Below are 25377 nucleotides of genomic sequence, written 5' to 3'. Positions count from 1 at the left end.
AGTGCTTTTCCACCCTGAAGGGGGAAAAGGGACTCTGGCTATTCCAGCAGGTTCAGTAGGCGAGCATTGAAAGGGGAAACCGGTCACTGACTTCCATCACTGCTTCTCCGGCTTGTCCATGGTCATGTAGGTCATGCCTTTGCGCTCGCCATTGAGAGGATTGAAGGACTGGACTCGCATTTCTCGCAGGGCGGTGGCTTCGCCCACTTTCCACATTTTAGTGACCTCGAAGCGCTTCACCAGCTTCCCGGCTTTATCATAAGCTTCCATCTTGGCCACGCCACCGCTGTCCTGATGCACCCAGAGATCCACAGTGTAATAGGGACCACTGGTATTGGGAGCGGTCACGCGCACCAGCCAGCATTTGATCCGCGCGGCCGTGATGCGCGCATTGGCATCCATCAGCTTCACATTCTTCCAGTAAAGAAAGCGCTGAGAAAGATCCTCGTAGTTGAAGTCCATACCACGCACGGAATCAGCCGCATTGGTAAGTGGCACTTGGCTGCTGCCGCCGGGTTTCACCTGCCAGAGCGTGGCCGGAGAGGTCGTCAGGTCCAAGTGAATGATCTCGGGAGGCGAACTGGCAAAACGAAAACGCATCACCGAACTCGTGAGGGTCAGCTCCAGCGGCTCTTCCCGCCCGCTGTCTTCATCACGCAGCTTCCCGGTCATCTTATGGTCCTGCAGAGCGTAGCTGCGGCGCACTAAACCTAGGATCTCCTGGGCGGATGGCGTAGCAGTGGTCTGGGCGTAGCTCCATGAGCTCAGCGTGCAGAGGGCGGCGAGAGAAAGTAAAAGACGGCGTTTCATGTGACAGTGAACGACTCCCCATAGACCTTAGACGAGGTCTTTTCATTCAATCCTACGATCTTTATGCGGTCACAAACGACGGCTTGTCCGAAGAACTTATGCCGTCGTCTTGCGATCCACATTCAAGCCCATCTTACGATAGAGTGTCGCAATACTGACCCCGAGCATGGAGGCGGTTTTTTCACGAGAACCGTTGTTATACTTCAGCGTCTCCTGAATGAACATGCGCTCCTGGCCACGGATGAAATCATCCAAGGTGGACCCGATAGGCAACTGCGTGGTGCCCCCCGAGGCCGCCGTCGTAGGCACCTCGATCTGCTGCGTCACCTTAGTAGGCAGATCCACAGGGCGGATGCGATCATTCTCGGCAAAGGCACAGGCTCGCTCCACTGCATTGCGCAGCTCTGAGATGTTACCCGGCCACGCGTATTTCTCCAGGAACTCCAGAGCGTAAGTATCAATGTTCTTGACCCGGGAATCACTGCGGTCAGACAGCTCTTTCAGGAAGTGATCCACCAGTGGCTTGATGTCCTCACGGCGTTCACGCAGGGGTGGGATCTTCAAAGGCACCACCGAGAGTTTGTAATACAAGTCCTCACGGAAAGAGCCTTTCTTGGAGGCCTCTTCCAGACAGATCGTGGTGCTGACCACGAGACGGAAATCCGTGGAGTTGTTGCTCCAGGCACTGCGGCGGGCCTGCATCTCATCCAGGAAAGTATTGAGCTGAGCCTGAATGCGGGCCGGCAGCACATGCACCTCAGCCAGGTGAACCGTGCCACCACTGGCCCGGCTGAACACACCGCCCTGGCCATTGGAATGTCCGAACAACTCAGACTCCAGTGCATCCTCCGGCATGGCACTGCATTGCAGTTCTTTGAATGGCGCTCCCGCACGGCGGCTGGCCTCATGCATGGCCCGAGCCACCATGTGTTTGCCAACGCCGAACTCACCCTCTAAGAGCACTGGGCTGTCATTATCGGCCACGCGGCGGACGATTTCAAAGATGCGCTGAATGGCATCACTATGACCGATGAGCTTGGACGCCGAGGCATTACGGATGCTGGAGCTGACGCTGATCGAGGGTGCTGATTGAGAAGCCGCAGGATTATTCCTGTTAAGAGCTTGATTGACCGTCTTGATCAAATCACCGAGGTCAAACGGCTTGGTCAGGTAGTCGAAAGCACCTAAACGCATGGCCTCCACGGCGGTCTCCACGCTGCCGTGACCGGTCACCATGATGACGGCGGTGCCAGGAAACTGATCCCGGCACATGCTGACGATGTCCAAGCCATTCACGTCGCCAATACGAAGGTCAACGATCACCAGATCTGGCTGCTGGCTACGAATGGCAGCCATGCCATCGATTCCTGTGGTGCAGCCAAAAACTGTGTGCCCTGCAGCCCGGCAAAGTTTGCTCATCAATTCAAGGATGGCGGCCTCGTCATCTATGATTACCAGTTTAGCCATAAATAGTTATAAATTGAGAGTCAAATTTGATTATTAAATATGCTAAATGAAACCCTTGCCGTCGTCAACGGCGTTTCATTTAGCATGATCAAATTGTAAAAGAATCGCAGTCGAGCCTCCGAGAAAAGCTCATTGCCTCCCAGAGACTACAGTGAACGCAGGAATTTCGAGACTGTGTGTCAGTTTATTCGAAGAGTCTTACTTTCAAGCGATGACAACCAATTAGCAAAAAAACGCAAATTGCATAGCTGAAAAAGACTCAAGCCTTGTTTCTTGGTTTGAGACCTGCTTGCATGCAGGCTCCGATGGCTAGTCTTCCCGAACACCAAATCTACATTTTTGCCACCTCTATAATGGCGGCATTCTTCGTTGCTGCGATCATTCGACTTTGGCTCCTACGCCGTGTTGAAGAGCAGCTTCTCAAAAATAAAGCAGCACTCGAAAAGCAGGTCGTGACTCAGCAGAAAGACCTCATGATGGTGAGGCAAGACGCCAATGCCTGGCGTTCGGAGATGCAGCGTCAGTTCGATCTCTTCCGCCACATGGCCAGTGATCAATTGGGCGTCGAAGAGAAGCGCTTCAACGAACTCCTAAGCAAGTCCCAGCGCCGCGAGTATGAACTGCTGACACAACTGGACGTGACGAAGCAGATGAGTGCCGAGCTCCCCGAAGCGAAGGCCCGCATCCTGCATCTGGAATCCCTGCTGGAAAAAGCGCTGGCCAATCAAGCTCCCGCACCCGCTCCAGCTCCTGAAAGCGGCCCGAGCAGCAGCAGTGACTCCGACGAAGATGGCGGCCTGCCTGTGCCAGAACCTGTCAGCCCGATGCCAGATCTCAGTGGCCCTAGCGGCTTCATGATCAGCCCTCCCCCTGCACCACCTGTGGAGGAGCCTGAGCCACCCGCACCTGCGCCAGCCCCGCTGCCCGTGCCTTCTCCGTTCTTTCCGCCTAAGTTCGCGGCTCCACCACCACCTCCTCCTTCACCTCTGGCTTCCATCCTGCCGGTCACTCCGGCCTCCCTGCCTGTCCTGGAGACGGCCCCCATGGATGACGCCAAGTTTGCTGAACTGGAACAGAAGCTGGCTGCGGCCGAAAAAAAAAACATCTCCCTTCAGCTGGTCCTGACGAAAGCACGCTCTCGTTCGCGGACGAAAACTAAGCCAAGCCCCCGCACTCGCCTCGTGAAACGCGGCCTCGTGCTACAGGCTTGATCTAACTTACCTCACACACTCTCAAGACGACCCCGAAGAGCCCCACTCTTCGGGGTTTTTGTTTCCAAGCCTAATGCATAACACCGAACACCTAACAAAAAGCACACCAAATCACATCTCACCGAAGGCCCGATTCTCTTTTGTGGAGAGATCAAAACTTCAAGCTTTTTTACCGTCAAGCCACAGGCTTGCGCAGTTCGTCGAGCGCTTGAATCAGGTGCGCCTCTGTGACTTCCTTACTGACAAAGGCATCTCCGATGTGAGGCAGAAGCACGAAGCGGATTTTTCCCGTTTCGAACTTTTTGTCCATCCGTGTGATGCGCAGCAGTTCCCCGGTATCGAAGCCTTCTGGCAACTGCACAGGCAGATCAAACTTCTGCAACAGAGCAATCACACGCTGACTTTCCGCCTGAGACAAGCCTGAAACCTGCTCCGAAAGCCAGAGGGCGGCGCGCAAGCCGAGTGAGATGGCTTCGCCGTGAAGCAGACTGCCGTAACCTGCGGCTGCCTCGATGGCATGACCCAGGGTGTGGCCGAAGTTCAGTAGCGCACGCAGCCCCAGCGTTTCATACTCATCCGCTTCCACCACCGCGGCTTTGATGGCGATGTTGCGACGGATGAGATCCGTGAGGTCCCCTTCATCGTCCGCCACGGCATCAATCGCCTCCAGCATGGACGCATCACGAATGCAGGCGTGTTTGATGATCTCGGCAAAGCCCTCATTCCACTCCCGCTTGTGCAGGGAATCGAGCGTGGCGATGTCGGCAATCACATGCACGGGCTGATGAAAGGCACCGACCATGTTTTTAGCATCTGGCAGGTTCACTCCGGTCTTCCCACCCACACTGCTATCCACCTGACTGAGCACGGTGGTGGGCACCTGCACATAGGGGATGCCGCGCTGGAAGATGCTGGCGCAGAAACCACCCAAATCCCCAATCACGCCACCGCCCAGGGCAACCACGAAGCTTTTTCGGTCCAAACCCGCACGCACCATTTCACCACACACATCCTGAGCCACCAGCAGGGACTTGCTCGCCTCCCCGGCAGGCACCGTGATGAGATGCGCTTCCTTACCCGCTGCCCGCAGGCTTTGCAGAACGGTTTCCGCATAGAGCGGAGCCACATTGGAGTCGGTGATCACCGCACAGCTTTTTCGCCCCCTGAGTTTTTCCAGGGTCATGACTGCTGCGCCGATCCCAGAAAGCAGGCCCCGCCCCACCTGGACGGTGTAGCTGCGGGCACCTAAGTTGACGGGGACAGTGTGGCTGGTGGCGAGGTCAGACATGGAAAGTGAGTGAGAATAAAATCGAGCCCTGACTCTGCCGTGGTCTCTGAGTTCAGGCAAATCGTTTGCAGCCAAGTCTCCCGGCGGAACCAGGTGGCCTGCCGTTTCGCATACCGTCGGGTGGCTTGTTGCAGGCTCTCCACCGCTTGTTGCAGGGACATTTCTCCCCGCAGATGGGCCTGCATCTCGCGGAGGCCGATCGCCTTGCTCGCTGTCTCCCCCACCGCAGGCAGAGCCGCCACCTCCGCCACGAGTCCGGCGTCCAGCATCTGCCATGCCCGTTGATTGATGCGTTCATACAGCGCCTCCCGCTCCCACTGAAGTACGACGCCAACGCCGACGGGCTCGGTTTGAGCAAAGGTTTGTCGCAGAACCGACTGAGGCTGGCCCGTCAGTAGGCAAATTTCCAAGGCACGGCTGACATAGCGTGGGTTCGCCAAGGGCACATTGTCCCCCGCCTGAGGGTCGAGTCGCAGCAGCATCTCCCGGGTTTCGTCTGAGGACATGGCGTTCACCTGAGCACGCACGGCAGGGTCGGTCGGAGGAAGCGGAGCCAGACCATGCGTGAGCGCTTTGATGTAAAGACCCGAGCCCCCCACCACGATAGGCCAACGACCCCGGCTCTGGATTTCTGCGATCACCGCCAGCGCCATCTCGCGATACCGCTGAGCATCGCAACTCTCCGTGAGCGGCACCACCCCATAGAGATGATGCGGCACCCGAGCTAGGTCCTCGAGGCTCGGTTTTGCCGTCAGCAGATCCATCCCTTGATACAACTGGAAAGCATCCGCGTTCACCACCTCGCCCCCGATTTTCTCAGCCAGAGCCGCTGCCAGAGCGGATTTTCCGCTGGCAGTCGGGCCCACCAAGAAGAAGGGAAGCGAAAAGCACTTCGACATATCTCCTCCTAGCTGACGTAATCTCTCCTGTCCATGAAACCTCTCCGCACGATCCTTTTGCTGTCTTTGCTGCCTTTCCACCTGCCTGCGCAGGAAGCCGCTCAGACGCAACCCCCTGCCGAAACAGCAAAGCCTGAGGCCCAGAAAGCTGAGGAAGCAACGACCGCCGCCCCCACGCCGGCAAGCCCTCAAGAAATGATTCAGAGGCTCTTCGATCCCCAAGCCACTGAGCAAGACCTCCTGGAAAACATCAAAAAAGCCGGGATGGCCGGTATTCCACGCCAAAGCATCATTGAAGCCAAGCTCGTCTGGGGGCTGCGTAACCAAAACATCCCCTGGCTGACCAAGGTTATTCCCGAACTCGAAGTCGTAGCGCAAAACTTTGATCGCACTCAATCCGCAGGCTTCAAATCTGCAGACGAGATTCGCAGCTTTATCGCTTATGCCAAAGCCCTGGAAGCCCATAGCAAGGGTGATCAGGCGGTTTTCAAAACACAAATCCTCGAAGCTCTCTGGCTCAGCCCCAGCCAAGCCCCGCTCTACCTCCAGGCCATTGAGAAACAAAAGATCCAGGAGAAGATGGCCAACGTGAAGGTGGATATGGATCTGGTGATCACCACCCATGATGGACAAGCCACCACATTCAAAGATGTCTTGGGAGATAAGAAAGCTTTGCTCGTGGACTTCTGGGCATCCTGGTGCGCCCCCTGCATCCAGCTCATGCCTGAGGTCAAAAAGAAAGCCGAGATGCTGAGCAAGCACGGCATCGTGGTGGCAGGCATGAACAAGGATGACAAGGACGCCCAGGTGATAGCCGCGAAAATGAAGGATAACATGGGCATCGAATTCCCCTGGTTGATCGAACCCGCCGAACGTCCTTTCACCACACAGCTCGAACTCGAAACCATCCCCCGCATGGTCCTGATCGCCCCCACGGGTCAGGTGCTTTTCAACGGTTATCCCGATGATCCCGCCCTGTGGGTGGCACTGAAAAAAGTGGACGCTTCCATTCAGGCTCCCTAACAGTCCCCTTTCCTCTTTGAAGTGCGGTCGTCAGTCTCGGCATGATGATCGCACTTTTTGTTGGGCACCATCCGTTACTTCCCCACCGCGAGCTTCAGTTCATGCTGGGCTTTGTTGTAGTCGGTCACTGCCCTCACGCGATCCTGACGCGCACGAGTCAGTTCCTCACGGGCTAACAAATACTCGAGGACAACCCCCAGTTGACTGGCCTGCCGTTCCTTCGCCAGCTTGGCCATTTCTTCCGCTGCCGTGACGGCCTCGTCATTGATGGCCAGCTGATCCTTGGCGGAACGAGCCTTCAAGGCCGCTTCTACCACTTCGCGCCCAATTGCCGCCTTGACCTGCTCTCCTTGCAAAGCGGTGCCGCGCTCGCGGGCATCAGCGATCTTCTGACGTTGAAGATCAAACAACCCGCCGGGGCCGATCTTCCAACCCAGCCCCACGAAGAAATCCTGCTGATCGCCAAAGTGACCCCACTCACTGGCATAACCGCCACCGAGACCACCGACGCTGTAACCTGCCTGCACACTTGGAATCATCGGAGCCACACGGCTACGATCGCTCTCCAAACCGGCCGCTGATTGGGCCGCCGTCATGGCTCGTAATTCGGGTCGATTTTGATGAGCTTGTGAAATGAGGGTGGCCATGCCGGAAACTGAGGTCAGGCTCACCGGAACCAAATCCGCCTTAGCAGGACGTAGCTCAGTCGCTGGATCAAGACGCAGACTTTCGGCCAAGGCAGCAGCGGCCAGATCCCGCTTTTCTTGAGCCTGACGCATGGTGATCTTGGCTCGGCTCACCTGAGTTTTGACACGCAGGAGATCGGCCCGAAAGGCGGTGCCGGCATTGACGGCACCATCGAGCTGTCCGGCATAATCTTCAGTTAGGCGTAGATCGTCCGCCACGATGGCCATGTCGGCCTCAGCCGCGAGCAGGTCCAGATACCGAGTCACGGCCTGTTGCACAATGTCTCGCCGCGCTTTCTCCGCCAACTGCTCTGCCGCCAGAGCCTTTTGCTCCGTAGCAAGTGCCCCATAATAAATATCCCCCGGTGACCAGTCGATCATCACCGTGGAGCCCACCGTGTATTGCTGTTTACGGGCATCAAAGACCGCCCCTGCAATGTCCTGCACCTTCCCCTCATGCCCGCGATAACCCGCAGCCAAGGTGAGTGTGGGCCAAAAGCGCTGCCAAGCTTGTTTCGACTCCGCAATGGCTTCCTGATGACGAACGCGAGCCAATTCGATCTCATCATTGTTCGCTCCGGCCAGCTTCATCACAGTCGGCAGGCTCACGTGCATGGGAGCGGCCAACACAGACCCAGCCCCGATGAGAATAGAAAGCAAAAACAGGCTTTTTTTCATAACCAAAGATTCACCCATTTCGAGTTCAGGGCTTCACAGTCACCGCTTGACCATCCACCAGCGGCAGAGTCCCTGGCAGCAAGATGACCTCTCCCTCTTTCAGTTCCGGCACCTCCACATTCACACCGTCGTTGAAACCTGGTTTGATGGCCGTCTTCACGGCTTTACCCTCCACCAGTTTAAAGATAAAACTATTGGCCTTCTCTTTCACCAGTCCAGCCACCGGAATCAAAGTCGCTCCATCATGCTGCTCCACCGCCAGACGAGCGGTCACGTAGAGGCCTGGCCGAAGCATACCCTTTTCATTTTTCAGATCCGCCTCCACCATCAGTGTGCGAGTGGCCTCATCCAGGCTGCCTGATATCCGGCTCACCTGACCTTTCACCACCTCGCCCTTCAGCACCTCGGCGCGGGCTTCCACCGCTTGCCCAGTCTTGAGATAACCAGTCTCCAACTCAACAACTGGAACGCGTAGCCGAATCGTTTGCGTATCTTCCAGATGCAATAAGGTCTCCCCACCAGCTGCGGCATAAGCGCCAGGGTCCACATGTCGTGCCGTCACCACGGCATCGAAGGGGGCTTTGATTTGCGCTAGGTCCAGCAGTGTCTCGGCTTCCTTCAGGCCCGCCTGCGCAATCGCCAGCCTCGCCTCGGCATCATCCACCGATTGAGGCAAAATCAGATCGGGGGATTTCTTCCGCGCTTCATGCAGGCGCTTCACCTCCACTTCAGCAGCAGTCACTTCCGCGCGACGTTTGACTTGGTCTGCCTGGAGTTCCGGCACTTCGATTTCAATGAGCGTCTGCCCGGCCCGCACCTGATCGCCGAGGTCCACCGACACGCTTTTCACGTAGCCTGCCACACGCGCCTTCATGGCCACCTGCTGCCAGGGGGCCAGTGTCGCAGGCAGGCTGATCCACCGGTGAATGGTGCCTTTCTGCGGTTTCGTTGCGGGCACTTCCACAGCCCCTACGGCGGTGATGCTGTAAGCGAGCCAGAGAGCGATAAGAGGACGAACGGGATTCACGAGATTTGAGATGAACAAGATTTGCGACAAAGAGAAACAACGAGATCAGGCACGACCTTCATAAAGAGCGCCATTTTCATCGTCGGGGTCGAGCGACGCTGAAGTGGCCTTTCGACTGGCCAACAGAGCAAACACGGAGGGCAGGAAAAGCAGGGTGGCCACCGTCGCCAACGCCAGTCCTCCAACCACGGCACGCCCCAGAGGAGCCGTTTGCCCCGCACCCAGAGCCAAGGGCATCATACCTGCCATCATGGCGAAGCTGGTCATCAAGATGGGGCGCAAGCGACTCACGGCACCTTCCACCGCAGCCGCATGCCGATCTCCCTGCTTCTCTCGCCGGGCACGGTCGGCGAAGGAGACGAGCAAGATCGCATTCGCCACGGCCACCCCGACTGCCATGATGGCCCCCATCGCCGACTGGATATTCACGGTCGTGCCGGTGAAGAATAACGCCAAAACCACCCCAGCGATGACGGCAGGCATGGTGGAAATCACCACGAGTGCCAAGCGGAGCGATTGGAAATTGGCACACAGCAGGAGAAAGATCACCACAATGGCAATGACCAAGCCCCGGCTAAAGCCCTCATAAAGTTGGTTATACGGAACCACCTGCCCGCGCACATCCACCTTCGTTTTCCCATCGGGAGCAGGCCCAATCTCTTTCAGCGCTTGATTTACCGCATGGATCGCACTGCCAAAGTCGCGATCATGAATGTTCGCCGTGACACTTACCAGACGCACCAGATTGTAGCGTTCATAGGTGCCTACCGCAGTGCCGGGTTCGATCTTGGCCAGATTACGCAGCAGCACGGGGTTTCCCAGCTTCGAGGTGACCGGCACATTTCCCAGATCCTCCAGCGATTGCGTGCGCTCTTCAGGAATCTGCACCTGAACGTTGAAGCTGATGCCTGTGCCTGGATCAGCCCAGAAAACCGGTGTGGTAAAACGACTGGAGGTCGTAGCAGCAACAAGCGAGCGCGTCACATCCTCCACCTCCACCCCGAGCAAGCCCGCCCGCTCACGATCAATCTGCACATTGACCGTAGGTGCATCGAGCGTCTGCGCGATCTGCACATCGCGCAGGAAAGGCAGTTCCTTGAGCTTCGCCAAAATCTTCTCCGCGTGTTCCTTGCTGGTCGGCAAACTTGGCCCGCTGACCGCGATCTCAATGGGCGTCGAAGCACCGAAGCTCATCACTCGGCTGACGATGTCCTGCGGCTCGAAAGACAAGCGCACCTCAGGCAACTCACGAGCGAGAATCGCGCGTAGCTTTTCCTCGATCTCCTCAACGTTCATGCGTCCGGGCTTCATCTGCACCGCCAGCCATCCCTCCTCCGGTCCGCCATTCCATAGGTGCACGAGGTTCACCGGGAAGCTGGAGTTATGCACGCCGACCATGCCTAACGAAAAATCCACCGTCACGCCCTCCCCCAGATCGTGTTCGATGACATGCAGGATCTTTTGGGCGATCTTCTCGGTGGTAGCGACCTGCGTGCCGCTGGGGGCACGAAAGCGAATGGCAAACTGACCGCTATCCGTTTTCGGAAAGATCTCCGTGCCTAGAAAAGGGCCGAAGGACACGATGATCAAACCGGCCCCAGCGAGATAAGCGGGCACGAGAATCCACCGCATGGCCACCGCGGCCTTCACGACACCTTGGTAGCTACGCGCAAAGAATCCCAGAGACTCTTCATGCAGCGTTTGTTTCGTCGGTAAGAACCACACCGAGAGCACGGGCACCAGCGTGCTGGACAGGAGAAAGGACGCCAGCATCGCAAACCCCACCGCCAATGCCAATGGCACAAACAAAGCCTTCGCCGCACCCTCCATGAAGAAGGCAGGAATGAAGACGGCCAAGATACACAGCATGGCCAGCAAACGTGGCTGAGTCGTCTCCAGGGTCCCCTCCAGAGCTGCACGTGCCAGAGGCTTGCCACGCGCCAGATGGGTATGAATGTTCTCCACCGTCACCGTCGCCTCATCCACGAGGATCCCCACCGCAAGGGCCAATCCACCCAGGGTCATAAGGTGGATGTTTTGACCACTGATCCAGAGGCCAAAGGCTGAGGCGAGCAAGGCCAATGGGATATTGATCACCACAATGAAAGCGGTGCGTAGATCCCGCAGGAAAATCAGCACCATCAAGCCCGTGAGCACAGCCCCCAATGCGCCTTCTTTCACCAGATCCTGAATGCTGCGATTCACCACCGGCGTTTGATCAAACTCGAAGCTCACCTTGATCCCATCCGGCAGCAGTTTTTGAAACTCGGGCACCGCTTCACGCACTCGCTTCACCACTTCCAAGGTCGAAGCCTCAGCACGCTTCGTCACAGGCAGATACACCGTGCGCTTGCCATTGGCCAAGGCATAAGATGTGGTCACATCAGCCCCATCTGCCACAGTCGCCACATCCCGGATGAAGACCGCCCCCGCCTCCGTCTTTTTCAAAGGCACCGCCTCCAGATCCTTCACATTCGAGACAATCGCGTTGGTCGGCACGATGGGGTAACGACCGTCCAGATTGATATTGCCCGAGGGACTGATGGGATTCCCACGTGCAATCGCCTGCACGATCTCATCCGGTGAGAGACCGTAGGCCTTCATCCGATCCGGATTCACATTCACCACGATGGCGCGAGAGCTCCCGCCAAACGGTGGCGGAGCGGAGACTCCAGGCAAGGTCGCAAAGGCCGGACGCACTCGGTTCAAGGCCTGATCCTGCATCTGATTCAGCGAGATGTTCGGATCATCCGTAGAGAACACCAGATGCCCGACCGCAACACTGCCCGCATCGAAGCGCATGATGAAGGGAGCTACCGTCCCGGGAGGCATGAAAGCGCGAGAGCGATTGACCTGCGCCACCGTCTCCGACATCGCCTGACTCATATCCGTGCCGGGATGAAACTGCAGCTTCATGATCGAAGCGCCCTGGATGGACTTGCTCTCCACATGCTCAATGTTGGCGATGTAGAGGAAGTGATACTCGTAACGATAAGTCAGATAGCCTTCCATCTGCAGCGGGTCCATACCGCCATAAGGCTGCGCCACATAGATGGTGGGGATGCCGAGCGGCGGGAAAATATCCCGCGTCATCCGCTGCAGCGCCAGCCAAGCCCCTAAACACACCGCCACAACAGCAACGAGAACAGTCCAGGGATGGCGGAGAGCATAACGAGCTAAAGACATGCGGGAGGAGTCTGGAAACGGAACTAAAAAACGAGCGACGATTACGGGCACCGTAAAACGGTGTTTTGGCCATTTCTATCCAGAAAAAACGGCCTTCCGGCTTTTCTCGCCGCCAGCGCTTGACCAATCCATCCAAGGGGTTTATTAAACACGCGTTTAAAACACTTGTTTAACTTCTGTGGCTAAAACTTCCCCCACTCTCCGCGAACGCGACCCGGATGCCCGCAAGGAGCGAATCCTCAAGGCTGCAGGTGAGGTGTTTGCTAAAACCGGTTTTGCCGATGGCAGCGTGCGTGAGATCAGCCGGAAGGCAGGCGTCAACGTGGCCTCGATCAATTACTACTTCGGTAGCAAAGAAGGCCTGTATCGGGAGCTTCTGATCGAGTCCCACCGGCGCATGATTTCGGAAGAGCCCCTTCCCGAGTTCGACGACGAACCCGAACGCGCCCTCCGACAGTGGGTGCATTTTTGTTTGCGCTTCGTGCTCCTCAAAAAGCCTGCACATCCCGTGCTGGGTCGTTTGATGGCTCATGAGATGCAGCAGCCGACTCCGGCTCTGGGCGAGCTGGTGGAAGGTGTGATGAGGCCGTTCTTCAACCAATTGGTTCAAATGGTCGCCAATGTGGTTGGAGACAGCAGAGACACCTCCTTCGACCGCTGGCATCAAGAAATGGCCGCCACGCAGATCATGGCCATGTGCACACACTTTCATCACTGCCGCGAGATCATTGGGCGACTGGGCATGGGCTTGCCTGAAACCGAAACCGAGATCGCCCGTCTCGCCGATAGCATCGCCGATATGGCCCTGCATGGACTGCTGGCCAAAAGAGCCACGTCCACTCGCGCCCCTACAGCCGCCAAGTCAAAATCCCGCAAACCCTAGGCACACCTCAACTCCCCCCATGAAAAAGGCCTTATACACCACACTTGTGGTTAGCTCCCTCACACTCGCGGCTTGTCACAAGCCACCTGCTGCACCCACCGAAGCGCCGCCCCAGACCGCCGCCATCACGATCCAAGGCGACACCGACCAAGCATCGGAGCGCAGTTTCCCCCGCTACCTCCGCGTCACGGGTCAATTGACGGGAAAAAATGATGCTGTGATCGCCGCCGATGCCACGGGCCGTGTCCTGACCACCCCCGTGGAACGCGGCACCCAGGTCGCGGCCGGCGACGTCCTCGTTACGCTCGATGACCGACAAGCCAAGCTGTCGCTCGCGGAGGCTAACGCCGCGCTCGAATTGGCCAAAGCTCAACTCACCCTCGCCAAAAACGAACAGGCCCGCAACCAGCCTCTGGCGAAGATGAAAGCCATCTCAGACTCCGACTATCAGAAGTTGCTCACCGAGGCCTCCGCCCGTGAAGCCGATCTCGCTGCCACCCAAGCCCGGCGAGATCTCGCTCAAAAAGCCGTGGATGATTGCACCATCCGCGCGGTCTTCGGCGGTGTCGTCTCCGAGCGTATGGTGGAACCCGGGGAATACCTGCGCCCAGACTCGGCTGTCGCACGTGTGGTCGATATCTCCCAACTTCGCCTTGTCCTGAATGTGCCTGAAACTCAGGTTGGCGTGTTAGAGACAGGCCGCACCGTGGAGTTCACCACCGCCGCCTATCCCGATCAGCGCTTCACAGGCACCCTCAAATTTCTTGGCGCCGCCATGCGCGAATCCTCACGGGACCTGGTGGTGGAAGCGGTGGTGGACAATGCGTCGGGTAAGCTGAGGCCCGGCTTCTTTTGCGATGCCCGCATCCTGCTCCGTGAGGAGAAGGCCGTGGCCGTGCCAGATGGCACCCTCCGCATCGAGGGCTCTCGCCGGAAGGTCTTTGTGATCACCGCGGAAAACACCCTGTCTGAGCGCCTGGTCGAGATTGGCGATAGCCGTGACGGCTTCACTGAAATCCGCCGTGGTGTCGCTACGGGTGAGAAGGTGCTTCTCAACCCCTCTCCAGAGGCGACCGACGGTCTCGCCTTTCAACCAGCGGCTTAACTTGGCCTAACAACCATTCATTTTTTCTCCCCCCATGCAATGGCTTGCTGCAATCTCTGTTAAGCGCCCGGTCTTCGCCAGCGTCATCATCCTCGTCTTCGTCGTTGTGGGCATCCTCGGCTACACACGACTACCCGTGGACCGTTTCCCCAAAATTGACTTCCCCACCGTCAGTGTGGTGACGCGTCAAGATGGAGCCACACCCAAAGAGATCGAAACTGAAATCACCGACAAGATCGAGGAAGCCGTCAACACCGTCGCCGGTATTGATGAACTGCGCTCGGTCTCAAGCGAAGGCATTTCGCAGGTGCTCATCACCTTCGTACTTGAGAAGAACATTGACGTAGCCGCCCAGGAGGTGAGGGATCGAATAGCCCGCATCATCCCAGAGCTTCCTGAAGATGTGGATGCTCCCATCATCGAAAAACTCGACCCCGATGCCGCTCCGATTCTCAACCTCGCTCTCGTGGCTAACAAACCTACCCGCGAGATCACGGAGTATGCCGACAAGGTGCTGCGCCGTCAGCTCGAAAGCGTGCCCGGCGTCGGTCAGATCACGCTTCTGGGCGGACGCCTTCGCCAAATCAACATCTGGCTAGACCCGATGCGGCTGCGTTCCTACAATCTCACAGCGGCCGACATCCAACGTGCGCTTCGCGCACAGAACGTGCAGATCCCCGCAGGCACGGTGAAGAATGCGGCCAGCGAGGCAGGCTTCCGCGTGTTGGGAAAAGCCCGCAGTGTGGCAGAAATCGGTCAACTCATCGTCCGAGAAACCGAGGGCGGCCTCGTGCGCATTCAGGATGTGGCTCGTGTAGAAGACGGTGCGGAGGAGCAGACCACCGTCGCCCGTAACAACGGCATCCCATCGGTGGTGCTCTCCATCCGTAAACAAAGCGGCACCAACACCGTGGCTGTGGTGGATGCCGTGACGGAAAAGCTCGGGGATGTCAAACACCTGCTGCCTGAGGGTTATCACGTCGAGATCGTGCGTGACACCTCCAAGGTCATTCGCACCAGTGTGGATGCCGTGAAAGAGCACTTGGTGCTGGGTGCCATCTTTGCTGCTATCGTAGTGCTTGTTTTCCTCGGTAACTCCCGCGCCACCCTCATCTCCGCCCTCGCGATTCCTACCTCCATCATCGCAGCTTTCGGCGTCATGTGGGCGCAGGGAGTGACCTTGAATGTGATCAGCCTCGTCGCCCTGGCTTTGGCCGTGGGGATCGTGATTGATGACGCCATCATCGTCGTGGAAAACATCTTCCGCCACATGGAGGAAAAGGGCAAAGATTCCTTCACCGCCTCCATCGAAGGGCCTCGTGAAATCGGTCTCGCCGTGATGGCCACCACCCTTTCCTTGCTCGCGGTGTTCGTGCCCGTGGCCTTCCTGAGCGGCATCGTTGGCATGTTCCTGAAAAGCTTCGGCCTCACCATGGCCTTCGCCATTGCGGTCTCACTGTTGGTTAGCTTCACGCTCACGCCTTCCCTATCCGCACGCATGTTTAAAAACGGTCACGGCACTCGCTTTGATCGCTGGCTGGAACATCTGGTGAATATTTTCTATCGCCCGGTGGAGATCGTTTACATGGCCATGCTGCGCTTCTCCATGCGCTTTCGCTGGATCATCGTGCTCGGTTGTATTGGCATTCTCGCCGCGATGCCCATGCTCTTCCGCACGGTGAAGAAGAGCTTCTTACCGCCGGTCGAAGAGGCCGAGTTCATGGTCAATATCCGCACGCCTGAAGGCACCAGCCTCGCCGCCACAGATCTCATGACCGAGCGCTTTGCCCGCGAAGTCCGTAAACTCAATGGTGTGGAAGGCACCCTGCTGACCATCGGTGACAACGACCAACGCACCCCCAACCTCGCGGGCATCTTCGTCCGCCTGAATGATCCGGCCCTGCGGGAAGAACAGCAGATCATCATGGATCAGGTGCGCCAGCAGATCGTTCCTCACTTCCCGAAAGACTGGCGCATCACGGTGCTGTCCGTGCCGCCTTTCAATACCGGGATGTCCAGCGCTAACGTTCAATATTTCATAGCGGGTCCCGACCTGGATGTGCTCACCCGCGCCACCACGCAGGTCATGGAAGAGGTGAAAGACCTACCCGGTATCCGCGATCTCGACAGCTCACTCATTCCGGGCAAGCCCGAAATCTCCGGCACGGTGGACCGCAGCAAAGCAGGAGAGATGGGAGCCAGCATTTCGGACATCTCCAGTGCGCTACGACTGCTCGTGGGGGGATTGGATGTCTCGACGTATGATGAAAACGGTGAGCAATACGACATCCATCTCCAAGCTGAGGAACCCTATCGCAACACACGAGACATCCTCAATCTGCTCACCGTGCCCTCCCTCAAAGCGGGCCCGGTGGCCATCTCCAATCTCCTCACCCTGGACGACACCGACAGCCCCTCGCAGATCAATCGTCTAAACCGACGCCGTCAGGTCACCATCACCGCCAACAACGCGCCAGGTGTGGGTGAAACCGAAATCCTCGATGGCATCTCCAACGCCGTGCAACGGCTCGGCCTGCCCGCAGATTACACCAGCGGCAGCGCGGGCCGCTCGAAGGAAATGGCCAAGGCCGGCAAGGCCTTCATGGTCGCCTTCCTCATGGCTTTCATCTTCATGTATCTCATCCTGGCAGCCCAGTTTGAGAGCTGGGTCCACCCATTCACCATTTTGTTAGCCCTGCCGCTCACCCTGCCGTTTGCCATTCTCTCCCTGATTCTCTTCGATCAATCCGTGAACATCTTCTCCATGCTCGGCATCCTCGTGCTCTTCGGGATGGTGAAGAAAAACGGCATCCTTCAGATTGACCACACCAACCAACTTCGTGAGAAGGGCATGGACCGCCTGGAAGCCATTCTCTTAGCGAATAAAGAACGTCTCCGCCCCATTCTCATGACCACGCTCGCCTTCGTGGCAGGCATGGTGCCCATGATGTTGGCGAAAGGCGTGGGTGCGGCTTACAACAATGCCACGGCTGGGGTCATTCTCGGTGGTCAGAGCCTATCTCTCCTGCTGACCCTGCTGGCCACGCCGGTCATCTACTCCATCTTCGACGACATCATCCACTTCAGGCAACGCTGGCGTGAACGGCGCGCCGCCAAAGCTGCAGCCAAGCCTCAGCAGGTGTTCCAAGCCCCCATTTGACCCTCGCCATGCATTCTCGTTCTTTGCTTCTCATCTCCGCACTGGCTCTCAGCGCCTGTGCCGTTGGGCCCAATCACAAAACCCCTGATGTCACCGACATCACCCCCGCTCAATGGCGCTGGCAGACGGCCGCACCACGCGACGATCATCCGCGTGGCGACTGGTGGCAGGTCTTCAAAGACAGTGAATTGAATCGCCTGGAGACCCTGGCGGTGCATAACAGCCCGAGCCTTCAGGCCGCGATCGCCCGAGTGGATCAAGCACGTGCAGGCGCGCGCATCAGCACCGCGCCATGGTCACCGGATATCCGCCTGAATGGCGATGCCAGCCGCGAGCAGACCTCCGGCAATCTCCCCACGCCTGTGCCTGTGGATATTCCACGTGGCCGCATCAATAGCTTCAGTACCATGATCGATCTCAGCTACGAGATTGATTTCTGGGGCAAAGTCCGACGTCAGGTGGAAAGCGCGCGCGCCACCGCCGACTCGGCTTCCGCCAATTATTACAACGCCCTGCTCACCCTCACGGGTGATGTCGCCGCACAATACTTCTTGTTACGCTCCTCCGATGCGGAACTCGATGCGCTTCGCCGCACCATCTCCCTGCGTGAAAAGTTCAAAAATCTGCTACAAGATAAGTTTCAAGCTGGAGCCATCCCTGAAACCGATCTCGCCCGAGCTGTCACGGAACTGGCCACCGCAAAGGCGGAACTCGCCGATGTGAAACGCCAGCGTCAAGAAGCCAGTGACACCCTGGCCCTCCTCTGCGGTCAGCCAGCGAGCAGCTTCACCTTGAGTGAGCGCCCCATCGTCGCCAAGGCTCCACCGACCATCCCCGCCGGAGTGCCAGCCTCCGCCATCGAGCGCCGACCCGATGTCGCCGCAGCTGAACGCATCGTTAAAGCCCGCAACGCCGATATCGGAGTCGCCACAGCGGATTACTTCCCCGCTGTCAAACTCACCGCCTCGGGAGGTTACCTCACCAAAGATATCGACACCTTGTTCGGAGCCGACAGTCGTGTCTGGAGCATTGGCCCCAGCGTCAGCCTGCCCATCACGGCCCTCAGCGTCATCCGATTCAACGTCAAACGCCAGAAAGCCCTCCGTGAGGAAGCCATCGCCGACTATCGCCAAACCGTGCTTTCCGCCATTCGAGATGTCGAAACCAGCCTCGCTCAAACACGCTATCTGAAGGAACAAGCCGCTGCCGTCAGCGAAGCCCATACCGCGGCCACTAAGGCCACCGACCTCATCCGTGAATCCTATGAACGCGGCTCTCTGAGCTACTTCGAGCTCTTGGATGCCGAACGCACCCGCCTGCAAACCGAACGCCAGACCGCTCAGATTGCCGCTCAGCGTCACCTCGCCACGGTCCGTCTCATCAAGGCTCTCGGCGGCGGCTGGTGACAAGACAGAGCAGGTCTAACCATCACTTCTTCACCACCACCTGCCCGTCTGCATAGTGAACTAGGTGGTGGCGCAGACCGTGAATGGTTTTCACCGAAAGAGCGATCTCCGTATCTCCCAAGCTATAGCGCGCATCGGCGGGCACCGTGTGGAGTGCCACCCAATCCAACTGCCACCACGCCTGCCCTGCCTGCGCCCCCTCGCGACAGCGCAGGTAATCCAACGCCAAGATTTCCCCTGCATGCTGAGCCGCCTCGGCCCGCTGTTTTTCAGAGAGGAAAACCGCGAAATCCTGAGAAAAATAAAACCCGCAGGGATGCCGGTGCAGTTCCATTACCAAAGTAAAATTCAGCCCGTCTGCAAACTCAATCAGGATCAGGCAGCACATCCACAGCCACCTGCAGGCGCTGCTCCCCAGCACCGGTGGTGACGCCTCGAAGTGGGCTAACATCGCTGAAATCCCGCCCCCAGGCCACGGTGACGTGACGCTCGGAAGGCAGGATGTTATTCGTGGGATCCGCATCCATCCAGCCGCAGGTCTCTCCACAATAGACAGAGACCCAAGCATGGGAAGCATCTGCCCCCACCAGCTTGACTTGTCCCGGGGGAGGTAACGTCTCCAGGTAACCACTGACATAGCGTGCGGGAAGTCCCAGTGATCGTAAGCAGGCGATCATGACCTGCGCAAAATCTTGGCAAACACCGCGGCGTTGGGTCAGGGCTTTCTCCACCGGGGTGGCGGCATCGGTGGCGGTGGGGTCAAAAATAAAGTCCTCGAAGATGCGGCGATTGAGATCACAGACGCCTTCTAAGATGGGCCGCTTGGGTGGGAACGAAGGGCGGGCGTAATCTGCATAAAGAGGCCCAATGGGGATCAATGGCGAAGCGAAGGTCAGTTCACCGGCAGGCGTCGCCACGTTATACACATCACTGCGGCAAGCATCGCGAATGGTTTCCCAAGCTGGAGTCTTGGCCGGATCAAAAGGTTCTGCACATCCCACCTCCACCAGACTGCGGGCAATGACCTCCAGTTTTTGATGGGAGCCCTCAATCTCGAAGTACACGGAGGTGTTGCCAAAGTAGTCCGACCTCTCCGAACGCTGTGCCGGCTCGGGCCGAATCACCAACTCATGCCAGGGACACTCTTGAAAAGGCAGCGCCCGTGGCTCCAACCGAGCCGTGTAATGCCCCACCGTGACGGCACTTTCATAGGTGTAGGTGGTGCGATGGATGATGTTGTAGCGCACGTTTAAAAAAGTTGGCGATTGTTAGCGGCGGCTGGCTGTTGTTTGCGATGGGTTTCCCGAACGACCGTTAGCTATGGCCTCCACGGTAAACCTCATTCCCCTTTACGGATGGCATGGCTGAAATAATGCTCGGTGACGATGTCGGAGAGTTTTTCCAGGCCTTCGATCAGATGATCACAAATGGCGGTGATAGCTGCCGGGACTTGTTCGGGGGTGCGGGAAAGGGCGGCTAGGTTCAGGGTACTGAGATCGGAGAGGAGGGTATCAATCTGCTGCTTCTCCAGCATGCCGGTGTCCTGAGTGGGGTCGAGCGGGAGTTGAGCCGTCTGCCGCCCTAGTACCATGAGCTGATGGGCCGCAGAACGGGGGTTGATGTCATTGAGCATGAGCAGATCCACCACCGGCACCACGGCTGGCCGTGCATAGTGCAGACGGCGATAGGTCATGGTGCTATCACAGATCTCCAGCAGCGGGCTGAGGATGCTGTCATCATGCTCCATTTGCTTCATCGTCCCTTTCATCAGGGTGAGGGTGATGGTGGCGCGCTCCAGACGCCGACCGATTTCCAAAAAGCGCCAGCCATGGCCACGAGTCATGTTTTCCTGCTGCATGCCACTGAGGGCGGCTAAGTCCAACACCAGGGTATCCAGCGCATGCTGTGCGGCTGAGATGCTGAAAGACCCGGCAGGTAACCGGGCATCCCGATCCAGGCGGTTGAATAGGCGCCACATGTCATCGGAAAGGCGATCCCGTGCTGCGGAGGCATTGTAGCGCAGACGAGACAGCAAATCCGGCACACTGCCGTCACGTTTGGCATCTTGTAGCAACGATTGAAGGTGGTCCCTCAGCCCCGTCGCCCCTGCGGGCACTAGCCCGATCTCTGCCATCAGATTGACACAGCTCTGTGCCTCCAGGCTCTGCACGGCCCCGCGTTCACCCGCCAGCCTCTGCATGATGACACGGCACATGCGCACGGTCAGCTCCAGGCGCTCTGCGTAGCGGCCCAGCCAGAAGAGATGATCGGCGGCCCGGCTCGGAACCCCGCTCGGTGGGCGGGCGGGGCGGATCACCTGCGCCTGTTGGTTGAGGTGGCCAAAGTTCGTGTCCTCAGTGCCGTCTCCGAGCACCCAGGTGTCCTTGCTGATCCCGCCACTGCGCATGGTCACCAACCAGCGCTGGGGCTCAGGGCTCACGCGGCTCAGGCCACCAGGCATGGTGGTAAAGCCATCCCCACGAGCGATGGCAAACGCACGCCAGACGAGTGAGCGCGGCTCCATCTTCGTCCCTGTCCAGGTCGGGGTGGTGGAGAGGCTGAGCACCTCCTGCGCCACCCATTCATACGGCGCCGCACGGATGCTTGCCAGCAGACGGGCCTTTTGCTCTTTCTCCAGGCTGCGGATAAAAACCGGGTCCCTGGCACCCCGCACGAAGGCGGGTTTGACCACCCAGCGGTCAGGCTGATTGAGCACCATGTCCAGCTCGCGCTTCTGCCCACACCACCAGGTGGGGACGCAGGGCAGCTTCAGCTCTTCCCCCAAGATGTGGCGACACAGGCCCGGCATAAAGGGGTGCAAGGCGGGTGTTTCGATCACACCGGTGCCCAGACCGTTCGCCAAGGCGATGTTGCCACTGCGCCATGCCTCGAGCAATCCTGGCGTGCCCAGTAGCGAACCAGAATTCAATTCCAGCGGGTCACAGAACACATCATCCACATGCCGGACCATCACCTCCACACGGCGGAGGCCCTCCAACGTCTTGAGCTGGGTGTGCCGGTCGCGCACGGTCAGATCTGCGCCTTCGACCAGGGGAAAGCCCAGATAGCGAGCCTGGAAGGCATGCTCGAAGTAGGTTTCATTGTAAGGCCCAGGCGTCATCATCAGGATGCCTGCATCCCCATGACGGTGTTTCGGCGCCAGAGAGCGCAGCATCTCACGCTTCACCTCGAAGTAATTGGCCAGCCGACGCACACGGGAGGTGTTGAATTCCTCGGCATACACGTTGGACATGACAATGCGATTCTCCAGGGTGTAGCCCTGCCCGCTGGGGGCCTGGGCACGGTCTGCCAACACCCGCCACATGCCAGAGGCATCCCGCACCAAATCGCAGCCAAGGGAGAAAATGAAGCGTCCGCCAGGGGGATTCACTCCCACCACGGGGTGCAAAAAGCCCGGATTTGCCTGAACGATACCGGGCGGTAGGAACCCATTGCGGATGAGGTTCTGGGGACCGTAGAGATCTTGCAGAATCGCATTCAGCAAGCGGCCCCGCTGATCCAAGCCCTCCTGAATGAAGCGCCATTCCTGCTCAGCCACGATGACGGGTAGCAAGTCAAGCATCCAGGGACGGCTGTTGCCGTGGGCATCGTCATAGATGTTGTAGGTCGCCCCGTGATCCGCCAGCAGGCGCTGGATGGTCTCCGCGCGCTGTTTGAGATCCGCAGCGGAACACTGGCCTAAAAAGCTGCCAAATGTTTTCCAATGCGGCCGCAGATTGCCGTTGGGCAGCACCATTTCATCAAAGACGCCTGACACAGGCCGATACCCCTCCAAGCATGACCCTGCTGGCAGTGGAGACTGCGGCGACGAGGGCTGGCTGCGAGGCGGCACAGGTTCTGGCGTAAAGGGTGGCGGGTTGGGCATTCGGCGTGAGATACTCTTCTTGCCAGAACGGCTGGTTCAAGCAAACAGATTCAATGCCAAGAGAGGTCAGGAATTTTCGTCAGATTCGCTACCTACTGAGGCACTTTTTCCGACGGCGCTGTCAGCATGCAGAATCCGGTTTTTGTCAAAACTGTTGCATGTGTGCCCCTACGATCCCCCCTTGTCATTTCCGTTGCATTCCTTTTGTGACTGTTTTGTCACCGTAATCATCTTTGGATTTTGGCGGTCTCCGGCACCTATCATGGCCTCCCTTTCAGCACTTGGCTGACGCGGAGATTTTGCCATGAATCGTTCTCTCTTCGTCTTCATTTTTGCCCTGCTGGGTAGCCTGGGCTCCGTCGCGGCGCAGACGCCCACCGCTACGGCCACGAAAGACTACCTCGCTCTCTCCCGGGAGTTGTTGAACAAATACTACGAGACTCAGAAGCTGCTTTCCAAAGAAGAGTCCGACTGGAAAACCGGCAAAGAAATCATCGGCAGCCGTCTGGCTCTGATGCAGGCCCAGCTCAAGGAGCTGACAGAAAAAACGGCCGAACAGCAGAAGACCATCACCACCAACGATACCGAGCGGGAAAAGCTGGATGCACAGAACAAAGAACTTCTGACCACCCAAGACCTCCAAGTCTCCGCCATCCAAAAACTGGAAGGTCGCGTGCACAAGCTCTGGCCACTGCTTCCAGAAATGCTCCAGGAAAAGATCCGTGGCCAGTATGAACGACTCCCGAAAGTGGGTCTGAAGCCCGAAGAGATCAAATCCAGCGTCGGCGAGCGCTTCGTCAACGTGCTGATCGTCATCAACGAAGTAAACAAATTCCATAGCGACGTGACCGTGGTCAGCGAGCGTCGCAAACTAGCCAGCGGTCGCGAGTTGGAAGTGCGTGTGATCTACTTTGGTCTCGCCGCTGCCTACTTCGCCGGCAGTGGTGAAACCGCCGATGTCGGTGGTATGCTCATTCCGGGTGAAAAAGGCTGGGAAGCCATCGAAGACCCGAAGGTAGCTGCCCTGGTGGATGAAGTCATCTCCATGAACAAGGGCGACAAGGTGGCCGGCTTTGTCTCTCTGCCGGTGAAAGTGCGCTGAACCCTCCCTCCCCTCATTTCGTTTCCGATGAAAGCCCCCGTGACTTTTCTCCTGGCCCTGTGCAGCCTCTGCACCGCCGCCTTCGCCCAGACCGCACCTTCCCCGCTCGCCAATGTGGCGGATGATTTCCAGAAACGCCTGGATACCGTGACACATGAGTTGGCGGAGACCCGCAAGCAGATCGAAACCGAAAAGGTGCCGATGACCAAGCAGCTCAATGAGCTGGACGACAAGATCATCGAAGCCCGCAAGGAATACGATCGCATTCTGCGCATTAGCGACAGCCGCACTCTGGACATCACCAACCTTAAGGCGCAGATCAAGGCCAAGGAAGACCAAACGAACTACATCTCCAACATCCTGGATGAATTCATCCGTAACTTCGAGACCCGCATCCACATTTCCGAAGCCCAGCGCTATGGCAAGACCATTAAGGATAAGAAGAATGCTGCTGCCAACGGCAACCTGAAGGCCGACGACAAACTTCAAGCCCGCCTGGACGTGCTCAATCTCGCCATGGATCGCATTGAGGAATCCGTCGGCGGTGTCATCTTCGACGGAAGCGCGGTCGAGGGTAAAAGCGGGGTCGTGTCGGAAGGTGAGTTCCTCGTCATGGGACCTCTGGCTTTCTTTGCCGGTAAAGACGGCAAACACATGGGTCTGGCCGACCTGCGCCTGAACTCCTCCGAGCCCGCCATCCTAACTCTGCCTGCCGAAACTCAACCCGAGAACATCGGCAAAACCATCGCCGCAGGTGAAGGTAAGCTCCCCATCGACTCCACTCGTGGTTCCGCCTTCAAGGTGGAAGAAACCAAGATGACCGTCTTGGAAGAGTTCCTCAAAGGGGGACCCGTCATGTGGCCCATTGGCGGTCTCGGTCTCGTTGCCATCCTTGTAGGAGTGCTCAAGTGGCTCCAGCTCAGCCTCGTGAAGCGGCCGAGCTACAAGCAAGTCACAGAACTGCTCGCTCATCTGGATGCAGGCCGCTCTCCTCAGGCACAGACCATGGTGAAGAAAATCGGTGGCCCAATCGGCAAGATGCTGGAAGCCACGGTGAAGCACTACACAGATCCAGCCTCCATGATGGAAGAGTCGATGTTCGAGCGCGTGCTGGATGCCCGCACCAAACTGAACTCCTACATCCCCTTCATCAAAATCGCCGCCGCTGTGGAGCCACTCCTCGGATTGCTCGGCACCGTGACCGGGATGATCAATACCTTCAAGCTCATCACCGTCTTCGGCACCCAGGATGCTTCCACCTTCTCCTCGGGTATTTCTGAGGCGCTCATCACCACCGAGTGGGGTCTTATCACCGCTATCCCCTGCTTGCTCATGGCTGCCTTCCTGGCGCGCCTCTCCAAGGCTGCTATGGATGACATGGAGAAGCTCGGCGTGCGCATCATGAATCATCGCAATGCGAAAGACGTCGGGGGAAATCCTCCTGGTCCGCTGACCGGTGCCGCCACGCCAGCGCCCGCCGCACCTGAGCCCACCGGTCTGCGCCCCATCACCGCGCCTGCGCTCTGATTGATCGGCCATTCCTCACGCTTGCTCTGAGAG

Annotated in this window: 18 protein-coding genes; 8 read left to right on the top strand and 10 right to left on the bottom strand. The window is 58.0% G+C overall.

The window, feature by feature from the left end; all coding sequences use genetic code 11:
- Window positions 1-96: 96 nt before the first annotated feature.
- Window positions 97-810: an outer membrane lipoprotein-sorting protein gene (locus tag B5D61_RS20510; RefSeq protein WP_078815310.1), complete on the bottom strand. Its 714-nt coding sequence runs from the start codon at window positions 808-810 to the stop codon at window positions 97-99.
- A gap of 96 nt (window positions 811-906) precedes the next feature.
- Entirely contained in the window at window positions 907-2277 is a 1371-nt protein-coding gene (locus tag B5D61_RS20505) for a sigma-54-dependent transcriptional regulator (protein ID WP_078815309.1), read from the bottom strand.
- 353 nt (window positions 2278-2630) lie between these two features.
- On the opposite strand from B5D61_RS20505, the gene B5D61_RS20500 reads away from it, so the two are divergent.
- The gene (locus tag B5D61_RS20500) at window positions 2631-3488 is read left to right on the top strand and encodes a hypothetical protein (protein WP_078815308.1); all 858 of its coding nucleotides are present in this window, start codon (window positions 2631-2633) and stop codon (window positions 3486-3488) included.
- A gap of 175 nt (window positions 3489-3663) precedes the next feature.
- On the opposite strand, the gene aroB is transcribed toward B5D61_RS20500, so the two are convergent.
- Window positions 3664-4776, bottom strand: a complete 1113-nt coding sequence (gene aroB, locus B5D61_RS20495; RefSeq protein WP_078815307.1) for a 3-dehydroquinate synthase — start codon at window positions 4774-4776, stop codon at window positions 3664-3666.
- Complete coding sequence (miaA, locus tag B5D61_RS26445) at window positions 4734-5675, bottom strand: tRNA (adenosine(37)-N6)-dimethylallyltransferase MiaA (protein WP_217699029.1); 942 nt, start codon at window positions 5673-5675, stop codon at window positions 4734-4736. The genes aroB and miaA overlap by 43 nt, the downstream gene beginning before the upstream one ends.
- Before the next feature lie 33 nt (window positions 5676-5708).
- Between miaA and B5D61_RS20485 the strand changes: the two genes are divergently transcribed.
- Window positions 5709-6698: a TlpA family protein disulfide reductase gene (locus B5D61_RS20485; protein ID WP_078815306.1), complete on the top strand. Its 990-nt coding sequence runs from the start codon at window positions 5709-5711 to the stop codon at window positions 6696-6698.
- 74 nt (window positions 6699-6772) lie between these two features.
- On the opposite strand, the gene B5D61_RS20480 is transcribed toward B5D61_RS20485, so the two are convergent.
- From B5D61_RS20480 to B5D61_RS20470, 3 genes are read right to left on the bottom strand one after another with little or no spacing between them, the layout of a single operon-like run.
- Window positions 6773-8062, bottom strand: a complete 1290-nt coding sequence (locus tag B5D61_RS20480) for a TolC family protein (protein ID WP_176159570.1) — start codon at window positions 8060-8062, stop codon at window positions 6773-6775.
- Window positions 8063-8087: 25 nt separating this feature from the next.
- On the bottom strand, window positions 8088-9089 hold the full coding sequence (locus B5D61_RS20475; protein WP_176159569.1) for an efflux RND transporter periplasmic adaptor subunit: 1002 nt from the start codon (window positions 9087-9089) through the stop codon (window positions 8088-8090).
- A gap of 45 nt (window positions 9090-9134) precedes the next feature.
- Window positions 9135-12275, bottom strand: coding sequence for an efflux RND transporter permease subunit (locus tag B5D61_RS20470; RefSeq protein ID WP_078815303.1), 3141 nt, complete (start codon window positions 12273-12275; stop codon window positions 9135-9137).
- A gap of 178 nt (window positions 12276-12453) precedes the next feature.
- Between B5D61_RS20470 and B5D61_RS20465 the strand changes: the two genes are divergently transcribed.
- The 4 genes from B5D61_RS20465 to B5D61_RS20450 are packed head-to-tail and all read left to right on the top strand — an operon-like array spanning window position 12454 to window position 18829.
- Window positions 12454-13158, top strand: coding sequence for a TetR/AcrR family transcriptional regulator (locus B5D61_RS20465; protein WP_078815302.1), 705 nt, complete (start codon window positions 12454-12456; stop codon window positions 13156-13158).
- Window positions 13159-13177: 19 nt separating this feature from the next.
- Entirely contained in the window at window positions 13178-14263 is a 1086-nt protein-coding gene (locus tag B5D61_RS20460) for an efflux RND transporter periplasmic adaptor subunit (RefSeq protein ID WP_176159568.1), read from the top strand.
- Between the two features lie 34 nt (window positions 14264-14297).
- The gene (locus B5D61_RS20455) at window positions 14298-17423 is read left to right on the top strand and encodes an efflux RND transporter permease subunit (protein WP_078815300.1); all 3126 of its coding nucleotides are present in this window, start codon (window positions 14298-14300) and stop codon (window positions 17421-17423) included.
- Between the two features lie 8 nt (window positions 17424-17431).
- Complete coding sequence (locus B5D61_RS20450; protein ID WP_078815299.1) at window positions 17432-18829, top strand: efflux transporter outer membrane subunit; 1398 nt, start codon at window positions 17432-17434, stop codon at window positions 18827-18829.
- A gap of 22 nt (window positions 18830-18851) precedes the next feature.
- Here B5D61_RS20450 and B5D61_RS20445 read toward each other — a convergent pair whose 3' ends face one another.
- From B5D61_RS20445 to B5D61_RS20435, 3 genes are all read right to left on the bottom strand, one after another.
- Window positions 18852-19163 (bottom strand): hypothetical protein, encoded by a 312-nt coding sequence (locus B5D61_RS20445; RefSeq protein ID WP_078815298.1) that lies wholly within the window; start codon window positions 19161-19163, stop codon window positions 18852-18854.
- Window positions 19164-19194: 31 nt separating this feature from the next.
- Window positions 19195-20076, bottom strand: coding sequence for a transglutaminase family protein (locus B5D61_RS20440; protein WP_078815297.1), 882 nt, complete (start codon window positions 20074-20076; stop codon window positions 19195-19197).
- Window positions 20077-20168: 92 nt separating this feature from the next.
- Complete coding sequence (locus B5D61_RS20435) at window positions 20169-22715, bottom strand: circularly permuted type 2 ATP-grasp protein (protein ID WP_078815296.1); 2547 nt, start codon at window positions 22713-22715, stop codon at window positions 20169-20171.
- A gap of 304 nt (window positions 22716-23019) precedes the next feature.
- Between B5D61_RS20435 and B5D61_RS20430 the strand changes: the two genes are divergently transcribed.
- Complete coding sequence (locus B5D61_RS20430; RefSeq protein WP_078815295.1) at window positions 23020-23817, top strand: DUF3450 family protein; 798 nt, start codon at window positions 23020-23022, stop codon at window positions 23815-23817.
- A gap of 27 nt (window positions 23818-23844) precedes the next feature.
- Window positions 23845-25344 (top strand): MotA/TolQ/ExbB proton channel family protein, encoded by a 1500-nt coding sequence (locus tag B5D61_RS20425; protein WP_078815294.1) that lies wholly within the window; start codon window positions 23845-23847, stop codon window positions 25342-25344.
- The last annotated feature ends 33 nt before the right edge of the window (window positions 25345-25377 follow it).

Source organism: Prosthecobacter debontii, from assembly GCF_900167535.1.
Classification (GTDB): Bacteria; Verrucomicrobiota; Verrucomicrobiia; order Verrucomicrobiales; family Verrucomicrobiaceae; genus Prosthecobacter; species Prosthecobacter debontii.
This window is presented reverse-complemented; position numbering and strand designations above follow the sequence as displayed.